Here is a 22278-nt window from a genome sequence, read left to right as displayed (position 1 = left end):
GAGGTCGTAGCCGTTGGGGGGTGTGGTTTCGCGCCAGTAGTAGGTGCCGGTTTCGACGGTGCGGGTGCACAGGCCGTTGGTGTCGGTGGTGCAGGTGTCGTCGAGTCGGGTGTCGGGGTTGATGCCGGTGGTCTGGAGGCCGGGTGTGCTGTTGGTTTCCTTCCAGAGTTCGAACGTCGCGCCCGCCAGCGCGTCGCCGGTCTGCGAGTCCGTCTTCTTGACGCGGACCTCACCGGTGACCGGCCCCGGCTCGCCGCCGCAGTCCGGCAGATCGCCGTTGAAGGGGTACGAGTGGAACTCGACACCCGTCTGGGCGCTGGTGTGGGTGAGCGAACCGGTGGTGAAGAAGCGGCCGTCCATGCCGGGCAGCGACACCGTGGTCATCGACGCCTGCTGACCCACCAGGACACTGCCCTGGAACTGGGCCGAGCCGGTCAGGTCCACCGAGGTGGCGTCGGGGAAGTTCCACAGCAGCCGCTCGCGGTAGGCGTTGATCGGGTCCGTCGCGTCGTCGATGCCGCCGCTGTAGGTGTTGACGACCCGGTTCGCGCCGACGACGTTCACCAGGATCGTCGCGTTGTCCGGGATGTTCTCGAAGGCGATGCCCTGCTGACCGCCGCCGGGGCCGGTCAGGTCGAAGTCGACGTTGAACACCTGGAGCGCGGAGGTGCCGTCGCCCGTGAACAGCGTCTGGTACCCCTGGTTCACCGCCGTGCCCGTGGCCGGCCGGGACGCGCCGCCGACCCGGGCGTAGCACTGGCTGGCCGCGGTCAGCTGGTCGCGCAGCGGCAGGTACGGCTGGACGGCGTCCGGGTCTTGGACGAGGGTGCCGTCCACCGTGCCGGTCACCGTGCCGGCGTGCCGGACGACCCCGCCCTCCGCGATCAGCCGCTGGCCGGGCGCCACGGTGATGTCGCCACCGGTGGTCAGGAAGTCCGCGCCGTCGGGTGGCGGCACCCGCGAGCCGACACCGGCGATGCCGATGTTGTAGACGGAGCTGCCGCCGGTGTCCTTGTTCATGTCGAAGTCGTCGAGGACGACGACCCGGCCCTCCGCCTCGGCGGCCCTGCCCCGGACGAGGAAGTCGTCGCCGACGAAGATGTTGATGCCGTTGTCCCGGCCGGCGAACGGGCCGTTGTTGATGCCGGGGAACGGGTCCGGGCAGTCACCCGGGACACAGGGGCCGAGCCCGCCGGGCAGCGGGGCCGCCTGGGCCAGGCCGGCTCCCGCACCGATGACCAGGGCGGGGGCGAGGCCCGCCACGAGCGCGCAGGCCAGCCCGGACCGGACCAGTCGGGGCTGGAGAGCCGCCATGCGTTGTCCAATGGAATGCATGCTGCACAGGCTTCGCCGCCAGGGCGGGCGCGGCGGGAACGACATTCCGGAACGGGCGGCTGTCACGCGGACGGCCCGCACTCGTTCGGCCCGTCGGGCAGGACACCCGCGCGCGCCGGGTGTATGCGGGGCGCGCGCACCCGCCCCGCCGGTCCGACGAGCCACCTGCCGGGGGCCCGGCCTCGGCGTGGCGGACCGTCACCGCGGCCGCCGGGCACGCCGGACGAGACCGGGCACGACCGGGCACCCGACGGCAGCGGCCCGGCCACCCCCACCTGCCGCGCGACGGCCGGTGGCGCGGGTGGCCCGTGAGGCCGCGCCGCAGGTTGCAACTAGGATGATCGCGCCGTACTCGCGGACATGACACCGCGCGGCCCCATTCACCCCCACGCAGGCGGAGCAGTACCGAGGACGGCACGCACCCGGGGACTGACTGGCACCATGATCGTTTGCGATTCACAGCCCGGGAGAGCTGAGTGCGTACAAGCAAGAGAGCCGCCGGACCGAACGCCACGAGCGGCCGCCGCTCGCGCGGGCGCCAGGAACGCGGCAACCGGATCTTCGTTCTCGACGCCCTGCGGCTCATCGCGGCGCTGATGGTCGTCTCCTACCACTACGTGGCCTTCGGCGAGGGGTGGGACGGCTCCCAGGCGCAGCTCTTCCCCGTCATCTTCCGGCCCTCCGCCTACGGGTGGCTGGGCGTCGAACTGTTCTTCCTGATCAGCGGTTTCGTCATCTGCATGAGCTGCTGGGGGCGCAGGGTGGCGGACTTCTTCACCTCCCGCGTGATCCGGCTGTTCCCCGCCTACTGGCTGGCCGTGCTCGCCACCACCGCGGTGGTGGCCCTGGTCCCCGGCGGCCTCAGGCCGCACGCCTGGCGCGAGGTGCTGGTCAACCTGACGATGCTGCAGTGGCCGATCGGCGTGGAGCACGTCGACGGGGTGTACTGGACGCTCTGGGCCGAGATGCGCTTCTACCTGCTGTTCGCCCTCGTCGTGTGGCGCGGTCTCACCTACCGGCGCGTGGTCGCCTTCTGCTGCGTGTGGGCGACCGCCGCGCTGCTGGCCAAGGGGTACGGCTTCACGCCGCTCGGCAACCTCCTCATGGTCCAGTACTGCTGGTTCTTCATAGCCGGCCTGGCCTTCTACCTGATCCACCGCTTCGGGCCGAACCTCCTGCTGTGGGGCATCGTGGGCCTGTGCTTCGGGATGGGCCAGCTCACCGTCATGCAGACCTGGCGGAGCAGCCTCGAACACGTGGGACCCCACATCCCCGCCTGGGGCGTGACCGTGCTGATCACGGCCTTCTTCGCCGTGATGGCGGGCGTGTCCCTGGGCTGGTTCCAGCGGATCGACTGGCGCTGGCTGCCGGCGGCCGGTGCCCTCACCTATCCGCTGTACCTGCTCCACGAGTCCATCGGCTGGGAGGTCTTCCACCGGTTCCAGCACGAGGTCGACCACTGGGTCCTGCTGGGCGGCACGGTGGCGGGCATGCTCCTGCTGGCCCACCTGGTGCACCGGCTCGTGGAGAGGCCGGTCTCCAGGATGCTGAAGCGCCGTCTCGCCGAGGCCTTCGCGCAGGTGCGAGCCGCCGACCCGGGTGCCTGCGACCGGCACCCGGGCGACCACCGGCCGCCGTCCGGTCACACCGTCCTGCCGGTCCCGGGACCGGCAGCCCCGCGGCTGGAACCCCTCATGACCGCACCCCCGCACCGGCCCCTGCCGGCCGGTCCGGCGCTCCTGGGGGACGCCGACCGCGTCTGAGGGAGCCACCGCGCGCCGCGGCACCGGTCCGGTTCGCGCACGGCGGGACCGGCGGACCCGCCCCGGTCCCGGCCGGGCCCACCGCTACGGGCCGAAGCACTCCCTGCCGGGCCCGGCGGCGGACGGTAGTAACAGGCCCGGAGACGGAAGGGCCGGGACGCGGCGATCATGGATGTGGTCACCAGGTCCGCGGCGGAGGCCCGCCCTGTCGCCGGACTGCTCCGGGGCAGCTCCCCGGGAGAACCGACCTCGATGCGGAGCCCGGGGTGAGCGCAGGGCTCCAGCAGCGCGGGGGGCAGCGGGCGCCAGCGCGTCCCCCTCGGCTGCTTCTCCACCATCGGACCCCCCGTCCGGCTGCTCGCGGCCGGCGATCACCGCACCTGCCGCAGCAGGCGGTCGTACCGCTTCGTGCCCGACGGCGGACGGGGTTTCCTCAGCCGTGTTCCAGGTCTTCTCAGCGGCATCGCGCAGCGCGAGCAGAAAGGCGGCGTCCGCGTCCGCGATCCGGGCCAGGGACTCGATCGCGGCGGCGGGCGGAAGGGCCGTGCCGTTGAGATACCGGGCCCAGGAAGAAGCGCCGACATATGTTTTCGCCTGAAGGTCTTTCAGGGTGAGCCCGCTGTGGTCCCTCCCGCGTACGGACGGATTCCGGCCATCGGCGCGGAGAGCGGAGCCGGCGCGGTCCGACGCGGGCCGACTGCTCCCCAAGGGCCTCACGGCGGGCGGGGAATGGTCCCGGGACGTCTCCGCGCCGGGCGGATCCGCAGGTGAACGGCGTGAGAAATCCCGGGACGTCTCCGAGTGCGGCCTGGGCTGGCGGCGCGGTCGCACACGGCGCCATGCTCGTCCCCGGTGCGGACGGCCACAGCGGCCCATCCGGCATCCGCCCCGAAAGGACCTGATCCATGCGTGCACCGACGCTCCCGCGCGGGGCTGCCGTCCGTCTCGCGGAGGTCGCGCACACCGGTGCGGGAACCGCGAGCGCCGGGGGGAATTCCGCCGGAATCCCGGCGACTTCCCCAGCACCCGTGCAATCCTGCGGTTGTTCGACGATCCACTGCGCGGGCACGCCCACACCCGGACGGCGACACCGGAAACAGGGTGTGCGCGGCGCGGTGCCGGCTGTACCGGAGCGGTTTCGTCCGCCCCCGGGCAACTGGCCGGGATCTGTATCAGCACCGCTCGAACGCCGTGACGAGTCCCCGGAAGGAGTTCGACCGGATCCGCCACGGCGGTCTTTCCGCTGACGGAGCCGTCGGCCCGGACACCGGGGGAGCCCCGTGTTCCCCCCGTCCGAGCCGGGGAGTTGGGAGAACCGGAACGCCCGCCCGCGAAGAGAAGAGGGCGGCCGCCGGTGGCCCCGGCGTTCCGCACCCGACCATCGATCGAGGAAAGGAACCGCACATGTCCACCCCGAAGCAGAGGCCCCCGCGGAGCCGAGCCGTGTCCGCCGCGCTCCTCGCCACGGCCCTGGCGGCCGGAGTCACGGCGGCCGACGTCACCACCGCCGCGGCGACCGCCCTGCCCGTCGCCGCGCGGTCGGGCACCGCCGTGCAGGCGTCCTGGCCGGTGGTCAAGTCCGGCCAGCGCGGCGAGGACGTCACCACCGTCCAACTGCTGCTCACGGCCCGGGGCCACACCGTCACCGCCGACGGGATCTTCGGTTCGGGCACCGCGGCGAAGGTCAAGGCCTTCCAGCGGGCGCAGCACCTGACCGCCGACGGCGTCGTCGGGGCCAACACGTGGACCAAGCTCGTCGTGACGGTCAAGTCCGGCTCCAAGGGCGCGAGCGTCAAGGCCGCGCAGCGCCAGCTCACCGCCAACGGCTACGCCGTCACCGCCGACGGGATCTTCGGTTCGGGCACCGCCGCGAAGGTCAAGGCCTTCCAGCGGGCGAAGCACCTCACCGCCAGCGGCACCGTCGACGTCCAGACCTGGGCCGCCCTGGTGAGCGGCGGCGGCACCGGCGGTGGCGGCGGAGGCGGCAAGCTCAGCGACGCCCAGGCCGCGGCACGGCTGAGGGCGGCGGGCATCACCCGTACCTCCTCGGGCAACTGCACCAACCGCAACAACAAGAAGTGCACCAGTCTCCAGGACATCCGGGCCCGCACCGTCGACGGGGTCATCGCCCTGAAGAAGAAGAGCGGTTGCCGCGTCGTCATCACCGGCGGCACGGAGGTCGGCCACGCGGGGGGCACGTACAGCCACTGGAACGGCTACAAGGTCGACGTGGCCCGCACCTCCTGCGTCACCGACTACGTCCACGCGCACTCCACCAAGCACCACAAGCGCGGTGACGGCGCCTGGGTGTGGCGCGTCACCTCCGGCGGCAAGACGGTCATCGACTACGCCGACGAGTCCTGGGGCAACCACTGGGACATCACGTACTACTGACGCCCGCGCGTGCCGCTGCCCGGCCCGCCCCCGAGGCCGGCCGGGCACCGCCCCCGCCGAATCCCGTCCTCAGCGGACGGGGATGGTGACGCAGAGGTCCCCGGGACGGATGGCCGGCCGCTCGGCGATCGCCTCCAGGGCGGGGACCCGTACCTGGCTGTGCGCGTCCCAGGAGTCGGCCCCGCCCCGCTCCCGCGGGCCGGGCCCGGCGGCGCCGCGGCGCTCGCGGTGCCGGGCGCGGACCAGCCGCAGCCGCTCGCGCGGCACCCGTACGAAGGTGCCCGACCCCGTGCGTCCCTCCAGCAGGCCGTCGCCGGTCAGACGGTCCACGGCCCGCTGCACGACGTCGCGCCCGACGCCGTACTCCTCGGCGAGCCGCACCCGGGACGGCAGCCGCCCGCCGATCTCCCGCTCGCCCGCGAGGACCCGGATGCGCAGCTCGTCGGCGACGGCAAGGTACGGCGCCTCGCGGGGCATGGGCGGTCCTTCCGATACGGCTGCCGGCCGGCAGCGGGTGATCTGGAGGAGACGGGTGGTCTGGGGGAGACGGGGAAAGCTGGTGCACCGCCGAAAAGCTGCCGGAGCAGCCGTGCGCCCGGCGCTCGTGGGCCGGGCGCGGAAGTTCCCGGACAGTGCCGAACGGCCCTCGTGCCCCGCCCGTCCCCGGTGCGACCGTGGAAGCGTCACCGCAGGTGCCGCAGGACGTGGTGGTCGTCGAGGAAGGCGGTGGGGACGATGACGCTTCCCCTGGTCGTGGGCGTCGACGGATCGGATTCCAGCCTGTCCGCGGTCGACTGGGCGGTGGACGAGGCCGCCCGGCTCGGCGCGCCGCTGAGGCTGGTCCACGCCTCCCGCTGGGAGCGCTACGAAGGCGCCCTGGCCGAGACCGAGGCCGAGTCCCCCGACGAGCAGGTGCTGGCCGAGCACATCGTCGCCGCCGCGGCCGAACGGGCCGGGCGGCGCGGCTCCGGGCCGGAGGTCACCACAGCCATCCTCCCGGACGACGCGGTGGCCGCCCTCGTGGGCGCGGGGGACAGCGCGAGCCTGCTGGTGACCGGCTCGCACGGACACGGCCGGTTCGCCGGGGCGCTCCGCGGCTCGGTCGGCCCTGCCGTCGCGGCCCGGGCGCACTGCCCCGTGGTGGTGGTCCGCGGTGACCGGGCGGGACTGGACGGCACACACGGGCGCGTCCTGCTCGGCCTCGGGGACGGCGGCTCCGCCACCCCGGCCCTGCGGTTCGCCTTCCGCGAGGCCGGGGCCCGCCACTGCGTCCTCGACGTCGTCCGCGTCTGGCACCGACCCGCCTTCGGCCCGGTCGGTGCCCGCACCCAGGACGCCGAACCGGCCGACGCGCGGGCCGCCCCACTGCTCGACGCCGCCCTGCGCCCGCTGACGATCCTGCACCCGCAGGTCAAGGCGGAGGGTTCGGCCCTGGAGGGAGCGGCGGGCGACGTCCTCGTGAACCGCTCGGCCGCCGCGGACCTCGTGATCGTCGGGGCCCACGACCGCCCGGGCCGCTTCGGCCCCCGGCTGGGCCGGACGGCGCACGCGCTGCTCCAGCACGCTCGGTGCCCGGTCGCGGTCGTCCCGCAGCGGCCGTAGCCCCGGCCCCGCGCCCGCCGACGGGCCCACGGCGCCCCCCGGGCCACCACCGTGACCGCCGCGTGGCCGCCTCGCGCCCCGACCGGCGGTGCCGCCGGCGGCTGGTCTCGAACTCGTACGAACTCATCAAGTGACCGTTCGTCACCATCCCGTTTCTGGTAGTTGTTTGAGCGGGGTACGGGCGCATGCCCGTGGCGGTGTTTCCTGGCACCGCGGGGAGGACGCACATGAGCACCACCACTCGGGACGAGATCCTCGCCGGCGAGCAGCGGGCGGTGGACCACGCGTACGACTGCTACACCGCGAAACTGGCCGAACTGAGCGGCACCTCGGCCGCCACCGCCTCGGCGAGCGGCAAGGACGGCATCGCCAACCGGGCCGAGGCGGAGGCCCGTGCGGAGGCTTACGGAGGACTCGGCGACGAGGCGCTGGTCTTCGCCCGTGTCGACGCGCCGGAGGACACGGGAGGAGATCCCCGCCCCTGGTACATCGGCCGCCGCGGTGTGCAGGACGCCTCGCACGAGCCGGTGGTCCTGCTGTGGACGAGTCCGCTGGCGAAGACGTGGATCGAGGCCCGGCCCGAGGATCCGGGCGAGGTCATCCTGCGACGGCGGCTCCGCTGCGTGCGGCGGGCCGTCGAAGGCTACTTCGACGAGATCGCCCCGCCGACGTCCGTACCCGCGCTCCCCGCCGTGCCCGAACCCGAGCGCGCCGCCGTCCCGGAGCCCCGTGAGGCCGCCGACGACCGCGTGGCGGAGGAAGCGGGGGCGCCCCTCGTCCCCGAGCGCACGCCGGCCCCGACGCCCGGCGATGCCGTACGGCACCGGCCGCGCAAGGACCTCCAGCCGGACGACTTCCTGCTGCGGGAGCTCCAGCGGTCGCGCGGCGGCCGGATGCGGGACATCGTCGAGACCATCCGCCGTGACCAGATGGAGCTGGTCACCGGCTCGCCCTCGGACATCCTCGTCGTGCAGGGCGGACCCGGCACCGGCAAGTCGGCGGTCGGTCTGCACCGGGTGACCTGGCTCGTCGACAACGAGCACTTCAAGGCCCAGGACATCCTCGTCATCGGACCCCACCAGCGGTTCCTGGACTACGTCGGCCAGGTCCTCCCCACCCTCGGCACCCGGGACGTCAACGCCGTCCAGCTCGACCGCCTGTGGGAGGGCGACATCCTCGGCACCGACTCGCCGAAGGCGCGCCTCGTGAAGTCGGACGGCCGCATGGCGGCCGTGCTGCGGCGCCGCGTCGACAAGGACTACCGCCCCGAGTCGCTCGACGGCCTCACCGTCGAGCCCTCGTTCGAGGGCGACGAACCCGCGATCGTGGTCACGGCCGGCAGTACGACCCTTCGGGTGCCGAAGTCCGAGGTCCTCGCCCTCCTCGACCGGGCCCACGCCGGTGACGGGCCCTTCCGGGAGCGGCGCGACCGTTTCCGCGGCCTCTTCGTGGACCGGCTCCTCCAGGAGCTCTCCGACATCGCACCGCGCCGCGGACAGGCCGGCACGATCCGCCGCGATCTCGAACGCAACCGCCGGGTCGAGCGCCTCGTCGAACGGGTCTGGCCGTCCCCCGGTCCCCGCGAGGCACTGCGCAGCCTCTACGACTCGGCCGACCTCCTGCGGGAGTGCGCCGACGGCATCCTCGACGAGGACGAGCAGACGGCCCTGCTGCGGCCCCGCGCCGCCAGTGCCGACGCCGACCCGTGGACCCTCGACGACCACGTCTGCCTCGAGGAACTCGGCGTGCTGATCAGCGGCGATACCCCGCCGAGGTACGGCCACATCGTCGTCGACGAGGCCCAGGACCTCACGCCCATGCAGGCCCGCTCGCTGCGCCGGCGTTGTGCCGCGGGCGGGTCCATGACCGTCCTGGGCGACCTCGCGCAGGCCACGGGTGCCCACATCCCGACGAGCTGGGACCTGCTCGGAGCGGTCCTCTCCGACCACGGCGACTGGAGTGTCGCCCGGCTCGACACCAGCTACCGTGTGCCCGCCGAGATCATGGAGTTCGTCGCCCCTCTCGCCCGGACGATCGCCCCGTCCCTGCCGTTTCCGCGGGCTGTCCGTCAGGCCGGAGCGGACGCCGTACGGACCGTGGCGACCGAGCCGTGGAAGCTGCTCGACGACACCGTCGCCCACGTGGCGCGACTCGTGCGCACCAGCGACGGCAGCACCCCGCGCTCCGTCGCCGTCGTCGTCCCCGACGACTCCGACTGGCTGGAGGCCATCAGCAGCCGGATCCACCAGGGCGGCCACATCGCCGAGGAGGACCGCGAGGCCGTGTCCGTACTGGCCGCCGCCCAGGTCAAGGGAATGGAGTACGACCACGTCCTGGTCGTCGAGCCCGCGACGATCGGCGAGCGCGGTCCCGCCGGGCTGCGCCGGTTGTACGTGGCCCTCACCCGCAGCACCCAGAGCCTGACCGTCCTGCACACCGCCCCGTTGCCGCAGGCGCTGACGGGTTCCGGGGGCGCCCCGGCGCCGTCGGTGCCCGTTGTCCGGCCGCAGGACGACGGGGCCGAAGGGCTGCCCCGGGTCGGCAGCGACGTCCGGGTCGAGGTCGTGGACCGGGCCCCGGGCGGTCGCTACAAGGTCAAGCCGCTCTCGCCGGTGATCGACCGGCCGCTCGTCCTCACCGTGCGCCACGGATCGGTGCCGCCGCGGCGGGGCGAGAAGCTGGACTGCTGGGTGTTCGTCAACGAGACGACCCAGACGGTGCTGACCACCGACCAGCGCGGCCGGTCGCCCGTTTCGGAGCGGATGGTGGGGCGCTACCTCGCGGCACTGGACGTCCTCGGAGAACTGGCCGAGAGCGATGGCGACGTTCCCGACGCCCGCAGCCGCCTCTCCGAGCTGCAGGGCATGGCCAACCGCGTCCTGCGACGGGACCAGGCGGACTGGGTCGACGTGCTGCACCTGTTCGGCGATCCGGACAGGGAGCGGCTCGGAGTCCTGCGCGATCTCGCCGCGACCACCAACCGTGCCCTCAAAGGCGGCACTTTCGACGCGGGCCGGCTCGCGGAGAGGCTGGCCGCCTCCGGCTGGACCAAGTCCCTCGCCGAAGCACGGAGAGACCTCCAGGAGCGCTTCGGCACGGAGACGGTGACGACCCCCGACGACGCGGCCCCCGCCGCCCCGACGCAACCCGATCAGCCCGATCAGCCCGATCAGAAGGAAGAAGTGCGGATGACCACCGCGAACACCGTCACCACCGCCGCGCCACCGGACGCGACCACGAAGGACGGCCTCCTGCGGGCGCTGGAGACAGCCGCCGACACCGACCGCACGTGCAAGAGGCACGAAGCGGTCCGCCATGCGCTGAAGGCCTCACTCCTCTGGGCGGACCTCCAGCCGACCGACTCGGCGATCATCGACGTCAGCTGCGTCACCCGGCACGGCCTCTTCCTCTACGAGGCGCTGGGCGCGGGTCGCTCCGCCTACCCGGATCTGCGATCGGGCGCCACCCGCCTGCTGGAGATCAACCACCTGCTCCCCGCGCCGGCTGACGGCCTCTACCTCGTCCTCGCCGAACCGCCCGCCGAGAACTGGTCGGCGGACACGATCCGCGACGTCTTCGGTGTCAACGTCATCTGGCGCAGTCCGGCCGGCTGGGACGGCGAGAACGTGGAGACCGCCTTCGGCTCCCCGGGATGAGCGGCGACCCGTAGGACACCCCCGGCAACCGGAAGGACCGGGCCGCTCGGCACCCAACCGGCCGGAGAACGCTCCGGCCGGGCCGTCGCACAGGACTGCCGACACCTGGCGGGAGAATTTCGTCCGAAAAGCGGGGAGGCCGTCGTTGCGCGCGATGGCGCGCATTCCTGGAGGTGCTCCAGGGCACTCCCATCCCGGATGTACCGTGCGCGTTCCGGTCATGGTCCGTCCGGCCGCCGGGAAGCCCGCGGACAGCGGCACCGCAGGGCCGGATCCTCGATCGGTCCACGTCACAGAGGCGCGAGGAGTGCTGTCCCGCGCTCGGCGGCGGCAGATGTGAGCGGACGCCGGCGCCGAGGCCGTGACCCCGATTTGCCTGGGGGGAGTTCGACGAGTACTCCAGTGGATACGCGAGTCGAGAACTTCGAGGACCGCGTCGGGTGGGATCACCCCCGGTCGAATTCCGTGTCCGCGCAGTGCGCCGTGGTGTTACTGATGCCGGTCGCGACATCTCCTGACGCAAGGAGGCTTCTCCATGCCCGCCACCGAATTCATCGACACCGTCGGAATCAACCTTCCCGACCACCTCGGCGCCAACGAGTTCCTCTCGCTGGCCCGCGAGGGAATGATCGAGGAGAAGCACCTGCGGGGATTCGCCCTGGCCGAGTTCCAGTGCCAGGAAGCCGAGTTCACGGCCTACGGCCTCCTGCTGTCCCGGTATCCGCACGAGGTGCCCGGCGGGTTCTTCGCCTTCGTCGCCCACGAACTGATGCGGGCCCGCCACCGGATGGTGCACGGCCTCGCGCCCGCACTGGGCATGTCACCCCACGAGATGCGCCGCGCGCCCCGCCTGGAACCGGTCCGGCGCTTCACCGAGTTCATCTCCTGGGTCGCCCTGCACGCGGGAGCGGCGGAAGCGGCCCTCACCGCACGCACCGACTTCACCCTGTGGTGCAACACCTGCGCCGTCCTGGCCGACGTGCTGAGCGACGCCGAGCAGGTGCCCGAGGCAGCGGTCGAGTACGTCCGCGCCTACCGCGAGAACCCTCCGGAGGTGGCCGACGGCGTACTGGAGGTCATCGAGTACGGCCTGGCCCACGGCGAGCCGGACGAGTGGATCCCGCGCAGCGCGGTGCGGATGGAACCCGCGCTGCGGTCCTGGTGGCGGGCGGTCGCCACGGCCGGGTGAGAGCCGCGGGACGAGCAGAGCCCCCCCCGTCCGCCCGGAACCCCCGAACCCTTCCCCCACGGAGCCACCCATGAGCCCCAGCGCACCTCCGCCCGCCAGCGACCTGCAGGTCGACTTCCCCTTCGACTACGCCGCCCACGTCGGGGACGGCCGGCGCATGGGGCGACTGCCCTCGAGCACCGAGGGCGCGCGTGTCGCCGTCATCGGAGCGGGCGGCAGCGGGCTGGCGGCCGCCTACGAACTGCTGCGTGCCGGCTGCCGGCCCGTCCTGTACGAAGCCGAACGGAGCCAGGACGGCCCGGGAGGCCGGCGCCTCGGCGGCCGTATGTACAGCCGGCGCCTCGACGAGGCGGACAGCGCCGTCGTGGAGCTGGGCTGCCTGCGCTTCCCCGAGTCCGCGCGGCTGCTGCGCCAGTACGGCCGGGAGTTCGGCGTGCGGATGGAGCCCTTCCGCGACAACTACGCCACTCCCACCACCCCGTTGACCGTGCTGGACGTGGACGGGCGACAGTACCCCGCCAAGGGCGTGGAGGACCTGTACGACCTCCACGAGGAGTTCCGGCAGGCCCACACCCGCTGGCGGCAGGCACTGGTCCGCATCGGGCTGCTCCAGCTCCAGCGGGACCTGGCCGCGCGTGACCTCACCGCGGTGCGCCGCCGCTGGCGCACGGTTCTGACCAGGTTCGAGAGGTGGTCCTTCTACCGCTTCCTGCGCGAGCCGGAAGGCGTGGGCCTGAGCCACGACCAGGCCCGACTCCTGGGCACCGCCGGGGTAGGGCCCGCCGTCTGGGACTCCTTCTTCGAGCTGAGCCTGGTGGAGATCCTGCGCCTGCTGCTGTGCACCGAGGGGGGCCGTCTGCTGTACGCGCCGGACGGCATCACCCGGCTGGCCGAGGGCTTCTGGACCCACCGCACCACCGGCCCCGGCGGGCGGACCCACAGCCTGGAGGAAGTCAACGAGGGCCGGCCACGGCCTGCCGTGCGCGCCCTCGAAGTCGAACCGGACGCCGCCCGGGGAGTCGTGGTGCACAGCGAGGACGGGCACGCCGAACGGTACGCGGCCGCCGTGTTCACCCCGCAACTGCGCCTGCTGGAGACCGCGGTGGAGGTGCGCTCCACCGCCGCCCACGTCCCCGTGCTCGGCCCGCGCCTGTGGCGCGCCGTGCGCCGGCTGCACTACTGGCAGTCCTCCAAGACCGCGCTGGTGGTGGACGAGCCGTTCTGGGAGGGCACGTCCATGGACGGGGTCACCCTCACCGACCGGCTGCCCAGGGCCGTCTACACCGTGGACTACGGCCCGGCGCGCGCACCCCGGGGCCGCCGCGGCGTGGTGGACCTCAGCTTCACCTGGGCCCAGGACGCCATGAAGGTCGCACCCTCCACACTGGAGGAGCGCGTCGCCCTGTTCGTCCGCGACCTCGCCGGCATCCACCCCGAGGCCGCGGCGCGGCTGCGCGCCCACGCCGGGACGGCCGCGGCGGTGACGGTGTCCTGGGAGAACGAACGGCACTTCCGCGGGCTCAGCCGGTTCTCCTCCCCGGGCGACCACCCCTACCAGCGCGACCTGTTCGCCCACTTCATGAAGGAGTTCAAGGGCGCACCCGCCGTACCGGGCGAACCGCCCAACGCGCTCTTCCTGGCCGGTGACGACACCTCCTGGTCACCGGGCTGGCTCGACCACGCGCTCGCCTCCGGTCTCAACGCCGCGTGGGGAGTCCTGCGCCAACTCGGAACCCGGCCCGAACCGGGCAACCCCGGACCCGGCGACCTGTGGGACGACCCTCGCTACACCCCGCTGACCACCAGCTGAAGCGCCCCCCGCCGAGGCTGCCCACCCACCCCGTCCCGTCCGCACGCCCCGCTCCGGAGGTATCCGTGCACCCACCCGATGGCCGAGACCTCCTGCTGCGACCCGACCGTGTGTGGGACGGGGTCGCCGACACACCGGTGGACGGGCTGTCCGTCCTCGTCCACGACGGCCGGATCGCCGGGGTCGGACACGGCCTTCCGGCCGACCCGGACACGGACGTCGTCGAGATGCCCGGCTGCACGCTCCTGCCCGGGTTCATCGACTGCCACGTCCACCTCCTGGACGAAGCCGCGGAGACGGCGCCCGCCGCCTACCAGACGCTCACCGCCGTACCCGTCCTGCGCGCCCTGCTGCACAGCGGGTTCACCACCGTCCGGGACCTGGGCGGTGCCCACCTGCCGCTCAACGTCTCCCTGCGCCGGGCGGTCGAGGACGGCCTCATCGAGGGCCCCCGCATCCTGGCGGCCCCCAACATCCTGTCCCCGCAGGGAGGCCACGGGGACAAACAGCCCGACCTCGCGCTGCGCTACGGGCACCGGATCGGCACCCTGGCCGAAGGCGTCGAGGGGCTGCGCCGCGCGGTACGCGAGCAGTCCCGCGCCGGCGCCGACTGGATCAAGTTCGCGGGCGGCGGCGGATTCTCCTCACCCGTGGACAGCCCCACCAGCACCGCCTACTCCGGCGCCGAGATGGAGGCGATCGTCTCCACCGCCGACGACCTGGGACTGCCGTGCGCCGCGCACCTCTTCACCGACCGTGCCATCCTGCGCGCAGTCGCGGCCGGTGTCCGCAGCGTGGAACACGGCTGCTTCGCCACCCCGGCGGCCTACCGCGCCATGGAGGAGGCGGGCGTGTTCCTGGTCCCGACCCAGTACGCCCAGACCTACTTCCTCGACCGGCTCGACGACGACGACTTCTGGGACGGCTCCACGGAGATCATCCGCCGGAACTACCGCGAACACGCCGAGGCACTGCGCGAAGGACTGCTGCGTCCGGCCCTGACGAACGTGAAGACGGCCTTCGGCACCGACGCCGGGATGTTCCCGCACGCCGAGAACTGGCGCGAGTTCCCCACCATGGTCGCCCACGGATACACCCCCCTGCGCGCCCTGCGGGCCGCCACCCGCGTCGCGGCGGACCTCCTCGGCCGCCCCGACCTGGGCACCGTCACTCCCGGTGCCACCGCCGACCTCGTCGCCCTCGACGGCGACCCCTTCCACGACATCACCGCCACCGGCCGCAGCCGGTACGTGCTCCGGCGAGGCCGCATGGTCGCCGGAGCGGCCGGCACCGCGCCGGCCCCGGCCGCCGCGCGCCAGGCCGCGCCGCGGCCCTCACCCCGCCGAACGGTCGAAGGAGACCACATGAAGCCCGAAGAGCTCATCGAAGCCATGAAGCCCGACGTCGAGCGGTTCGTCGCCGGCAACCGGCTCGTCGAACTCGCACGGACCGGCGAGATCGACACCGACCACTTCAAGCGGCTCGTGCTCGCCGAGTACCAGTGCCAGGAAGCCGAACTGTCCACCTACGCGCTCCTGGTGTCCCGGCACCGCCACGAACTCCCCGCCACGCTCTTCTCGTTCACCCTGCACACCATCGCCACCGCCCGCGGTCTGCTGCGCGAGGCCGCCCCGTCCGTCGGCCTCGTCGACGGCGAGATCCCGCCGGTCCCGGTCGACCAGCGCCTCTTCCGGGTCGTGCGCGACCTCACGTGGATGGGCACCCAGGCGGGCCCCGCCGAAGCCGCCCTCTACCTCCACACGGACCTCTCCACCTGGTGCGCCCTCTTCGCCGAGATCCTGTCCGCCTCCCGCCGGCTGCCGGACGTGCCCCGCCCCGTGCTCGCCTACCTGGAGTCCTGGGGCGACCGGCCGCCGCCCGAGGCCGCCGAGGGGACCCTCGACGTACTCGAGTACGGCCTGGCCCGCGGTGAGGAACCGGACCGCATCCTGCACACCGCGCGGCAACTGGGCGTGCTCGTCGAGCCGTACTGGTCCTACGTCGCCGGCGGTTGAAGGGAGACGGCACCGGGCGGGCATCCGCCGGCCACCGCCACGGCACGTCCGGTACCGCCCCCGCTGCCCGCGGGTGCCGCCGTGCGGGCGCCACGATCCCGAACGGCGGGACCTCACCAGCGACAACTGCTCGGGCGCCCACCCGGAGATCCTCGCCGCCCTGCACACCGCCAACGGCGGTCACCAGCAGGCGTACGGGGAGGACGAGTACACCGCTCACCTGGACGACGTCTTCCGCCGTCACTTCGGGCCCGACGCCCGGGCGTTCGCCGTCTTCAACGGCACCGCGGCCAACATCATCGCGCTGCAAGCCGTCACCAGCCGGTGGGGAGCGGTGATCTGCGCCGAGCGGGCCCACCTGAACGAGGACGAGGGCGGCGGCCCGGAACACATGGCAGGACTGAAACTGCTCGGAGTCCCCACCGAGCACGGAAAACTCGGCCCCGAACTCGTCGACGGTGTCATGGCGCGGGCGGGCGACGTGCACTCCGCCCCGCCCCGCGCCCTCTCCGTGGCCCAGCCCACGGAACTGGGCACCTGCTACACCCCGGCGGAGCTGCGGGCCCTGACCGCCCGGGCACACGCCCACGGCCTGGCCGTCCACATGGACGGCGCGCGCCTCGCGAACGCGGCCGTGTCCCAGGGCGTCCCGCTGTCCGCCTGCACGACCGACGCGGGGGTCGACATCCTGTCCTTCGGCGGCACGAAGAACGGCCTCCTGTTCGGTGAGTGCGTCGTGGTCCTCGATCCGTCCCGCGTGTCGGGCACGCAGTACCTGCGCAAGCGCTCCGCGCAGCTCGCCTCCAAGATGCGCTTCCTCTCCGTCCAGTTCGAGGCGCTCCTCGACGGCGACCTCTGGCGGCGCAACGCCGGCCGGGCGAACGCCATGGCCGCCCGGCTGGGCGGGCTCCTCGCCCGCGTCGAGGGGGTGACGGTCAGCCACCCGGTGGAGGTCAACTCCGTGTTCGCGACCCTGCCGGGCACGGTCCGCGACCGTCTCGCGGACCGGTACACGCTGTACCTCAACGACGAGAGCAGGGGAGAAGTGCGGATGATGTGCTCCTACGACACCACGGAGGAGGACGTCGACGCCTTCGCGGCGGCGGTCGCGGCAGCGGTGAGAGCGGCCTGAACCGGGCCGCCGGCGGGTGACGCCTCCGGCGCGGCTCCCCCCTCCCGGGGGACCGGGACCGGGGGCGTCAGCCGTCGTACGACAGACCCGGCCAGGCGCGGAAGAGGGCCTCCGCCGGCACCTCGGCCCGCGGTCCGGGCCCGGGCAGCCCGGCGCGTGGCCCGACCTGGCCGGCGACACCCGGGCGGTGGCGCACAGCTCAGGCCCTTCGGCCTTTCGGCAAGCGGGCCGGCCGCGGTGCCGCGCGCGGGTGGGTACGGTCCTCCGCCCGCGTGGCCGTACGGGCCGGGACGGCTCAGCCGGGGCGGTGGCACCAGCGGGGTTCCACCGCCTCCCATTCCCGGTCCCAGCGCGCCATGCGCCGCCGGTCGAGCCACAGCCGTCCGAGCGCCCCCGCGCCGCAGGCCGTGACGGCGGCGCCCAGGGCGGCCGCCGTGCCGAAGAGAGCGGCCTCGACCGCCGCCTCGGTGGGTCCGGGCGGCCCGGCGGGGGCGAGTGAGCCGCGGCCGTCCTGCCACACCGGCACCCGGGCACCCGCCTCCGTTCCGCGGGCGACCAGCGCCGTACCCGTACGGGAGGTGCCGTCCGGGGCCGTCCAGCGCACCGGGGCCCGGACCGGGCCGTCCGCCGCCCCCCGCGCCGGGGCGGCGGACGGGGTCCCGGCGAGCAGGACGGCGCGGACGGCGTGCCGGTCGGTGCGCTGCCGCGCGAACACGTCCCCGGCGGCCCCCGCGGCCACCACGCCCGCCACGACCCCGCCGACCAGGACCGCGACCCAGACGGCCAGGACGAGCCAGGTCTCCACGACGTCCTCGCGGCGCCGCAGCGGACCGCTCCGCCACCGCCACAGCCGCCGCGGCACGTTCATCGGCCGGCACCTCCTCGTCCGGGTGAGGCGTTCGGCGCCGCGGTTCGCGCACGGCGAGGCTCCGGCGGGCGCCGGGGGACGGCGCGGGCCCGCCGTCAGGACGCGGGCACGCCGTGGCGTCCCGGCCGGCGCAGCGGCAGCCGTGTGTGGAGTTCGAAGACGCCCGCCAGCCCGGCGGCCCGCAGGACCCGCCGGAAGTCGCTGCTCTCCGAGACCAGCCGCAGGCGTCCCCGCCGGGCCACGGCGCGGTTCCGGACGCGGCACAGGACACCGAGTCCGGCGCAGTCGACGAACGTCACCGGCCGGAGGTCGAGCACCAGGTCGGGACACGGACCGGCGGTGAGGGCGTCGAGCCGTTCCGTCAGCGCGGACGCGGCCGGCAGGTCGAGGTCGCCCCGGAGGGCCGCGACGGTCGTACCGCCGGGCAGCCGCCGCGCCACGACCACGTCCGCCGCCTGCCCGTGCTCCGCCACGCGGAGCGCGTCGTTCTCGGACATACCGAAAGGCAACAGGGGCAACGGGCCCGGCACAAGGGCCGTCCGGCCCCACCCGGCGAGCCGTCCGGCACCGCCGGCCCGGACGAGCACGCCCGCACGGCCGTCCCCGCCCCGGACCCGCCCACGGGACACGGGGCGCCGGCGGAGCGACACCGCGGGGGACCGGTGCCGCTCCTGGATCCAGGGTCGCCGCCGGACCGGGGCGGCCTCCAGTGCCGTTCGGGCCCCGGCCGGGGGGCCGGTCGTCCCTCCCGTCACACCCGTGCCGGCCCGTGGGCGTGGCCGGGAACCCGCACCGCGTCGCCGTTCGGCGTACTGCCGCGGCCCCCGGGCGGATACGGTGGAGGGGACTCGCCGGTGCCGGGACCGCGCGGGCCGACGGGACATGGAGGGACGTGGTGGCAAGCCCCGAGGAGCCCCGCGTACGGCTGCCGCAGCTCAAGCTCGACGAACTGCTGGAGGAACTCCAGGCCAGGATCGACGCGGCACGGGGGACCCAGGACCGCGTGCACAGCCTCCTGGAAGCGGTCCTCTCCGTGGGCCGGGAGCTGGACCTGGAGCAGGTCCTGCACTCCATCGTGGAGGCGGCCGCGGTGCTGGTGGACGCCGAGTACGCGGCGCTCGGCGTCATCGGACCGGACGGCAGGCGGCTGTCGGCGTTCCACACGGTGGGCGTCGGCGAGGAGCAGATCGCCGTGATCGGCCCCTACCCGGAGGGCCACGGCATCCTCGGCGAGCTGATCCGGCACCCGCAGCCGCTCCGGCTGGCCAGGATCTCCGGGCATCCGGCCTCGTACGGCTTCCCCCCGGGCCACCCGCCGATGAACAGCTTCCTCGGCGTCCCGATCCGGGTGCGCGACCAGGTCTTCGGCAACCTGTACCTGACCGAGAAGCGCGGCGGCCTGGAGTTCGACGAGGAGGACGAGTCGGTCCTGTCCACGCTGGCCGTGGCCGCGGGCGTCGCCATCGACAACGCCCGGCTGTACGAGGACTCCCGGCTGCGCGAGCGCTGGCTGCTGGCCAACGCGGAGATCGGCCACAGCCTGATGTCCGGCAGCGAGCGCGCCGAGTCCCTGGCCCTCATCGCCGAGCGCGCCCGGGACATCTCGGGCTCCGCCCTGGCGGCGGTCGCCATGCCCGTGGAGGAGACGAAGTCGCTCACCGTGGAGATCGCCGTCGGCGTCGACGCGGAGGCCCACCGCGGGCTGGTGCTGCCGATGCAGGAGAGCCTCATGGGCCTCGCGTACACCGCCGCGGCCCCCGTCGCCAGCGACGACGTGCTCCACGATGCCCGGATCGCCCCGGAGCCGCCGCGCTTCGCCGGACTCGGGCCCGCCGTGGCCGTCCCCATCGGCACCGGCGAGGGCGGCGGCAGGGGCGTGGTGCTGGTGGCCCGGGAAGCGGGCCGGCCGGCCTTCCTGCGGCAGGAGACCGAGATGCTGCAGGGTTTCGCCGCGCAGGCCGCCATCGCGATGGAGCTGGCCGAGCGACGGCAGGACGCCCAGCAGATCGCGGTGCTGGAGGACCGGGACCGCATCGCCCGGGACCTGCACGACCTGGCCATCCAGCGGCTGTTCGCCACGGGCATGACCCTGCAGAGCGCGGGCCGCTTCATCGAGCACCCGGAGGCGTCCGAGCGGGTGCTGCGGGCCGTGGACGACCTCGACGAGACCATCAAGATCATCAGGTCGACCATCTTCGGGCTGCGGGCGCGGCAGGGCGCGGCCGCGAGCGGGCTGCGGGCGCGTGTCGTGCGTGCCGTCGGCGAGGCCGCCCCGGTGCTGGGTTTCGCGCCCAGTGTGCGCATGGAGGGGCTCATCGACACCGACGTGCCCGCCGAGACCGCCGACCACGTCGTGGCCGTGCTCTCGGAGGCCCTGACCAACGTGGCCCGGCACGCCCGCGCCGCCCGTGTCCAGGTGGCCCTGACGGCCGACGGCCGCGAGGTGTGCCTGCGGGTCTCGGACGACGGCGTTGGCATCGCTCCCGGCGGCCGCCGCAGCGGACTGCGCAACATGGCCGAGCGGGCGGAGGGCCTCGGGGGCCGGCTGACGGTGACCCGCCCCGAGGACGGGGGCACGCTGCTGGAATGGCGCGTCCCGCTGCCCGTCACATGACCCCCGCCGGGTCCCCGTCCGCGCCGCCACCGCCGGACGCGGACGCTCAGACCAGGCTGCCGCTGCCGTACGGGGCGTAGAGGTCGAGCAGCCGCACCCGGGAGGAGCGCAGCCGCTGGGCGACGACACGCCCGACCCACACCGCGACCGCCCGGCCGAACTCGGGGTCCTCGGCGCACAGCGCCCGTACAGCCCCGGCGTCGAAGAGCCAGGCGCGGACCGGACTCGTCGCCTCGGCGCCCAGGTGCCACAGGTACGGCGGGAAGTGCCAGGACCAGCCGACCAGTTCGTCGTGCCCGAGGGTCTCGACGACGGCGGCCCGGCGGCCGGGTACGTGCAGATCGAGGGCGACGGTGCCGGTGCGCACGATCCAGAAGCGGTCGGCGCACCTGCCCTCCTCGAAGAGGCGGGCCCCGGCCCGGAAGGACACCTCGCGGGCGAGGCGCATCAGCCGATCGCGCTGCGGGGGCTCAAGGGCCGTGGACATGGTCGTGGCGGAGGTCATCGCGCCGGACTCCCTTCGTGGGGTGTGGTGCCAGCGTGAACGCCTCCCGTCCGGGGCACCACGGGCCGCTCGGATCCCGTCCCGGGACCGTTCGGCCCCGCCCGGCCGACGGCGCGCGAGGGCGGTGGCACCGGAGGGGGCCGATCCGTGCGGCCTGCGCGCGGCGGGGCAGGCGCCCGGCCCGGGTACGGCAGGACGGGAAGGGCGCCACCCGCTTCTCGCGGATCCGGATTGCGCGGTGCACGGCTGCCGGCCGTTTCCCCGCGTCCTCGAAGGGTCCTTCCCGCCACCACCAGCACAGCACCGATTCCCCCGAAGCGCCAGGACCCGCCGCGACGCACCGGCGACCGCCCGCCCCACGCGGCCTGGCCGCTCTCCGGCCGGCGGGGAGCGCGAACCGGGCCCGGCGCGGACGCAGGACCTAGGCTCGGCGGCATGCGCGCTCCCACCGCCGCCGTCGTGCAGGCCGCCGCCCCGTTGTTCGACACCCCCGCCGCGCTGGCCCGGGCGCGGGAACTCGTCCGGGCGGCCGTCCGCGACCGGGGCGCCGACGTCGTCGTCCTCCCCGAGGCGTTCCTCGGCGGCTACCCCAAGGGCCTGGACTTCGGCATCAGCGTCGGCAGCCGCACCCCGGAGGGCCGCGACCTCTTCCGGCGCTACCACGCCGCGGCCGTCGACGTCCCCGGCCCCGAGGTCGACGCGCTGGCCGCCCTCACCCGGGACCTGGGCTGCCACCTGGTGACCGGTGCCGTCGAGCGACGGCGCGGCACCCTGTACTGCGTGGCGCTGTTCTTCGGCCCGGACGGCTACCTGGGCCTGCACCGCAAGCTGGTGCCGACCGCCGCCGAACGCTACCTGTGGGGTCAGGGGGACGGCTCCACGCTGCCCGTGATCGACACCGGGACGGCCCGGCTGGGCGCCGGCATCTGCTGGGAGAACTACATGCCGCTGTTCCGGACGGCGATGTACGCCAAGGGCGTCGACCTGTGGTGCGCGCCGACCGTGGACGACCGCGACGCCTGGCAGGCCACCATGCGGCACATCGCGCTGGAGGGCCGCTGCTTCGTGCTGTCCGCCTGCCAGTACCTCCGCCGGGACGCGCTGCCCGCCGATCTGCACCCGGTGCAGGGCGACGCGCCCGGCACCGTGCTGATCGGCGGCGGCTCCGTGATCGTCTCGCCGCTCGGCGAGGTCCTGGCCGGGCCGCTGCGCGACGGCGAGGGCATCCTGACCGCCGAACTCGACCTCGGCGAACTGGCCCGGGCGCGCTTCGACTTCGACCCCGTCGGCCACTACGCCCGGCCCGACGTCTTCACCCTCCGGGTCGACGAGTCCGCCCGCGCCACGGTCACCGGGACCGGCGGGCCGGCGCCCGGCACGCGGTGACGGCCGGGC

15 protein-coding genes and 1 pseudogene are annotated in these 22278 nt (G+C 74.1%); 10 read left to right on the top strand and 6 right to left on the bottom strand.

Features of this window, described 5'->3' with window-relative positions; genetic code table 11:
- Positions 1 to 1335 (bottom strand): choice-of-anchor A family protein (locus ACZ4K2_RS03870; RefSeq protein ID WP_467470148.1); only part of this gene is annotated, 1335 nt, incomplete at its 3' end.
- A 476-nt stretch (positions 1336 to 1811) separates the two neighbouring features.
- On the opposite strand from ACZ4K2_RS03870, the gene ACZ4K2_RS03865 reads away from it, so the two are divergent.
- The gene (locus ACZ4K2_RS03865) at positions 1812 to 3098 is read left to right on the top strand and encodes an acyltransferase family protein (RefSeq protein WP_467470146.1); all 1287 of its coding nucleotides are present in this window, start codon (positions 1812 to 1814) and stop codon (positions 3096 to 3098) included.
- Between the two features lie 84 nt (positions 3099 to 3182).
- Here ACZ4K2_RS03865 and ACZ4K2_RS03860 read toward each other — a convergent pair whose 3' ends face one another.
- Positions 3183 to 3974, bottom strand: coding sequence for a helix-turn-helix domain-containing protein (locus tag ACZ4K2_RS03860; protein WP_467470479.1), 792 nt, complete (start codon positions 3972 to 3974; stop codon positions 3183 to 3185).
- 528 nt (positions 3975 to 4502) lie between these two features.
- Between ACZ4K2_RS03860 and ACZ4K2_RS03855 the strand changes: the two genes are divergently transcribed.
- Positions 4503 to 5492 carry a peptidoglycan-binding domain-containing protein gene (locus tag ACZ4K2_RS03855; protein ID WP_467470144.1) on the top strand — a complete coding sequence of 330 codons (990 nt, stop codon included), beginning with the start codon at positions 4503 to 4505 and terminating at the stop codon, positions 5490 to 5492.
- A gap of 87 nt (positions 5493 to 5579) precedes the next feature.
- On the opposite strand, the pseudogene ACZ4K2_RS03850 reads toward ACZ4K2_RS03855, so the two are convergent.
- A pseudogene (locus ACZ4K2_RS03850) lies at positions 5580 to 5969 on the bottom strand (GntR family transcriptional regulator); the annotation flags it as partial.
- 258 nt (positions 5970 to 6227) lie between these two features.
- Between ACZ4K2_RS03850 and ACZ4K2_RS03845 the strand changes: the two are divergent.
- The 6 genes from ACZ4K2_RS03845 to ACZ4K2_RS03820 all read left to right on the top strand — a co-directional run bounded on the left by ACZ4K2_RS03845 (position 6228) and on the right by ACZ4K2_RS03820 (position 16896).
- On the top strand, positions 6228 to 7094 hold the full coding sequence (locus ACZ4K2_RS03845; protein WP_467470142.1) for a universal stress protein: 867 nt from the start codon (positions 6228 to 6230) through the stop codon (positions 7092 to 7094).
- 227 nt (positions 7095 to 7321) lie between these two features.
- Positions 7322 to 10750, top strand: a complete 3429-nt coding sequence (locus ACZ4K2_RS03840) for an ATP-dependent DNA helicase (protein ID WP_467470139.1) — start codon at positions 7322 to 7324, stop codon at positions 10748 to 10750.
- Positions 10751 to 11285: 535 nt separating this feature from the next.
- The gene (locus ACZ4K2_RS03835; protein ID WP_467470137.1) at positions 11286 to 11939 is read left to right on the top strand and encodes a hypothetical protein; all 654 of its coding nucleotides are present in this window, start codon (positions 11286 to 11288) and stop codon (positions 11937 to 11939) included.
- Between the two features lie 70 nt (positions 11940 to 12009).
- On the top strand, positions 12010 to 13749 hold the full coding sequence (locus tag ACZ4K2_RS03830) for a flavin monoamine oxidase family protein (protein ID WP_467470136.1): 1740 nt from the start codon (positions 12010 to 12012) through the stop codon (positions 13747 to 13749).
- 65 nt (positions 13750 to 13814) lie between these two features.
- Positions 13815 to 15764 (top strand): metal-dependent hydrolase family protein, encoded by a 1950-nt coding sequence (locus ACZ4K2_RS03825; protein ID WP_467470134.1) that lies wholly within the window; start codon positions 13815 to 13817, stop codon positions 15762 to 15764.
- A 73-nt stretch (positions 15765 to 15837) separates the two neighbouring features.
- The gene (locus tag ACZ4K2_RS03820; RefSeq protein WP_467470132.1) at positions 15838 to 16896 is read left to right on the top strand and encodes a threonine aldolase family protein; all 1059 of its coding nucleotides are present in this window, start codon (positions 15838 to 15840) and stop codon (positions 16894 to 16896) included.
- Positions 16897 to 17191: 295 nt separating this feature from the next.
- Here the strand turns inward: ACZ4K2_RS03820 and ACZ4K2_RS03815 are convergent, their stop codons facing one another.
- Together ACZ4K2_RS03815 and ACZ4K2_RS03810 are read right to left on the bottom strand one after the other, a co-directional pair.
- The gene (locus ACZ4K2_RS03815; RefSeq protein ID WP_467470130.1) at positions 17192 to 17764 is read right to left on the bottom strand and encodes an Rv1733c family protein; all 573 of its coding nucleotides are present in this window, start codon (positions 17762 to 17764) and stop codon (positions 17192 to 17194) included.
- A 95-nt stretch (positions 17765 to 17859) separates the two neighbouring features.
- Positions 17860 to 18261: an STAS domain-containing protein gene (locus tag ACZ4K2_RS03810; protein ID WP_467470128.1), complete on the bottom strand. Its 402-nt coding sequence runs from the start codon at positions 18259 to 18261 to the stop codon at positions 17860 to 17862.
- Positions 18262 to 18659: 398 nt separating this feature from the next.
- Between ACZ4K2_RS03810 and ACZ4K2_RS03805 the strand changes: the two genes are divergently transcribed.
- Complete coding sequence (locus ACZ4K2_RS03805) at positions 18660 to 20378, top strand: sensor histidine kinase (RefSeq protein ID WP_467470126.1); 1719 nt, start codon at positions 18660 to 18662, stop codon at positions 20376 to 20378.
- A gap of 46 nt (positions 20379 to 20424) precedes the next feature.
- On the opposite strand, the gene ACZ4K2_RS03800 is transcribed toward ACZ4K2_RS03805, so the two are convergent.
- Positions 20425 to 20883: a cyclic nucleotide-binding domain-containing protein gene (locus tag ACZ4K2_RS03800; protein ID WP_467470124.1), complete on the bottom strand. Its 459-nt coding sequence runs from the start codon at positions 20881 to 20883 to the stop codon at positions 20425 to 20427.
- Between the two features lie 435 nt (positions 20884 to 21318).
- Here ACZ4K2_RS03800 and ACZ4K2_RS03795 point away from each other — a divergent pair, with 435 nt between their 5' ends.
- Complete coding sequence (locus ACZ4K2_RS03795) at positions 21319 to 22269, top strand: nitrilase-related carbon-nitrogen hydrolase (protein WP_467470122.1); 951 nt, start codon at positions 21319 to 21321, stop codon at positions 22267 to 22269.
- Positions 22270 to 22278: the final 9 nt, after the last annotated feature.

The sequence above is a fragment of the Streptomyces sp. NPDC025833 genome, assembly GCF_055558055.1.
The sequence above is the reverse complement of the archived record's forward strand: the minus strand, read 5'-3'. Positions and strand labels throughout refer to the sequence as shown.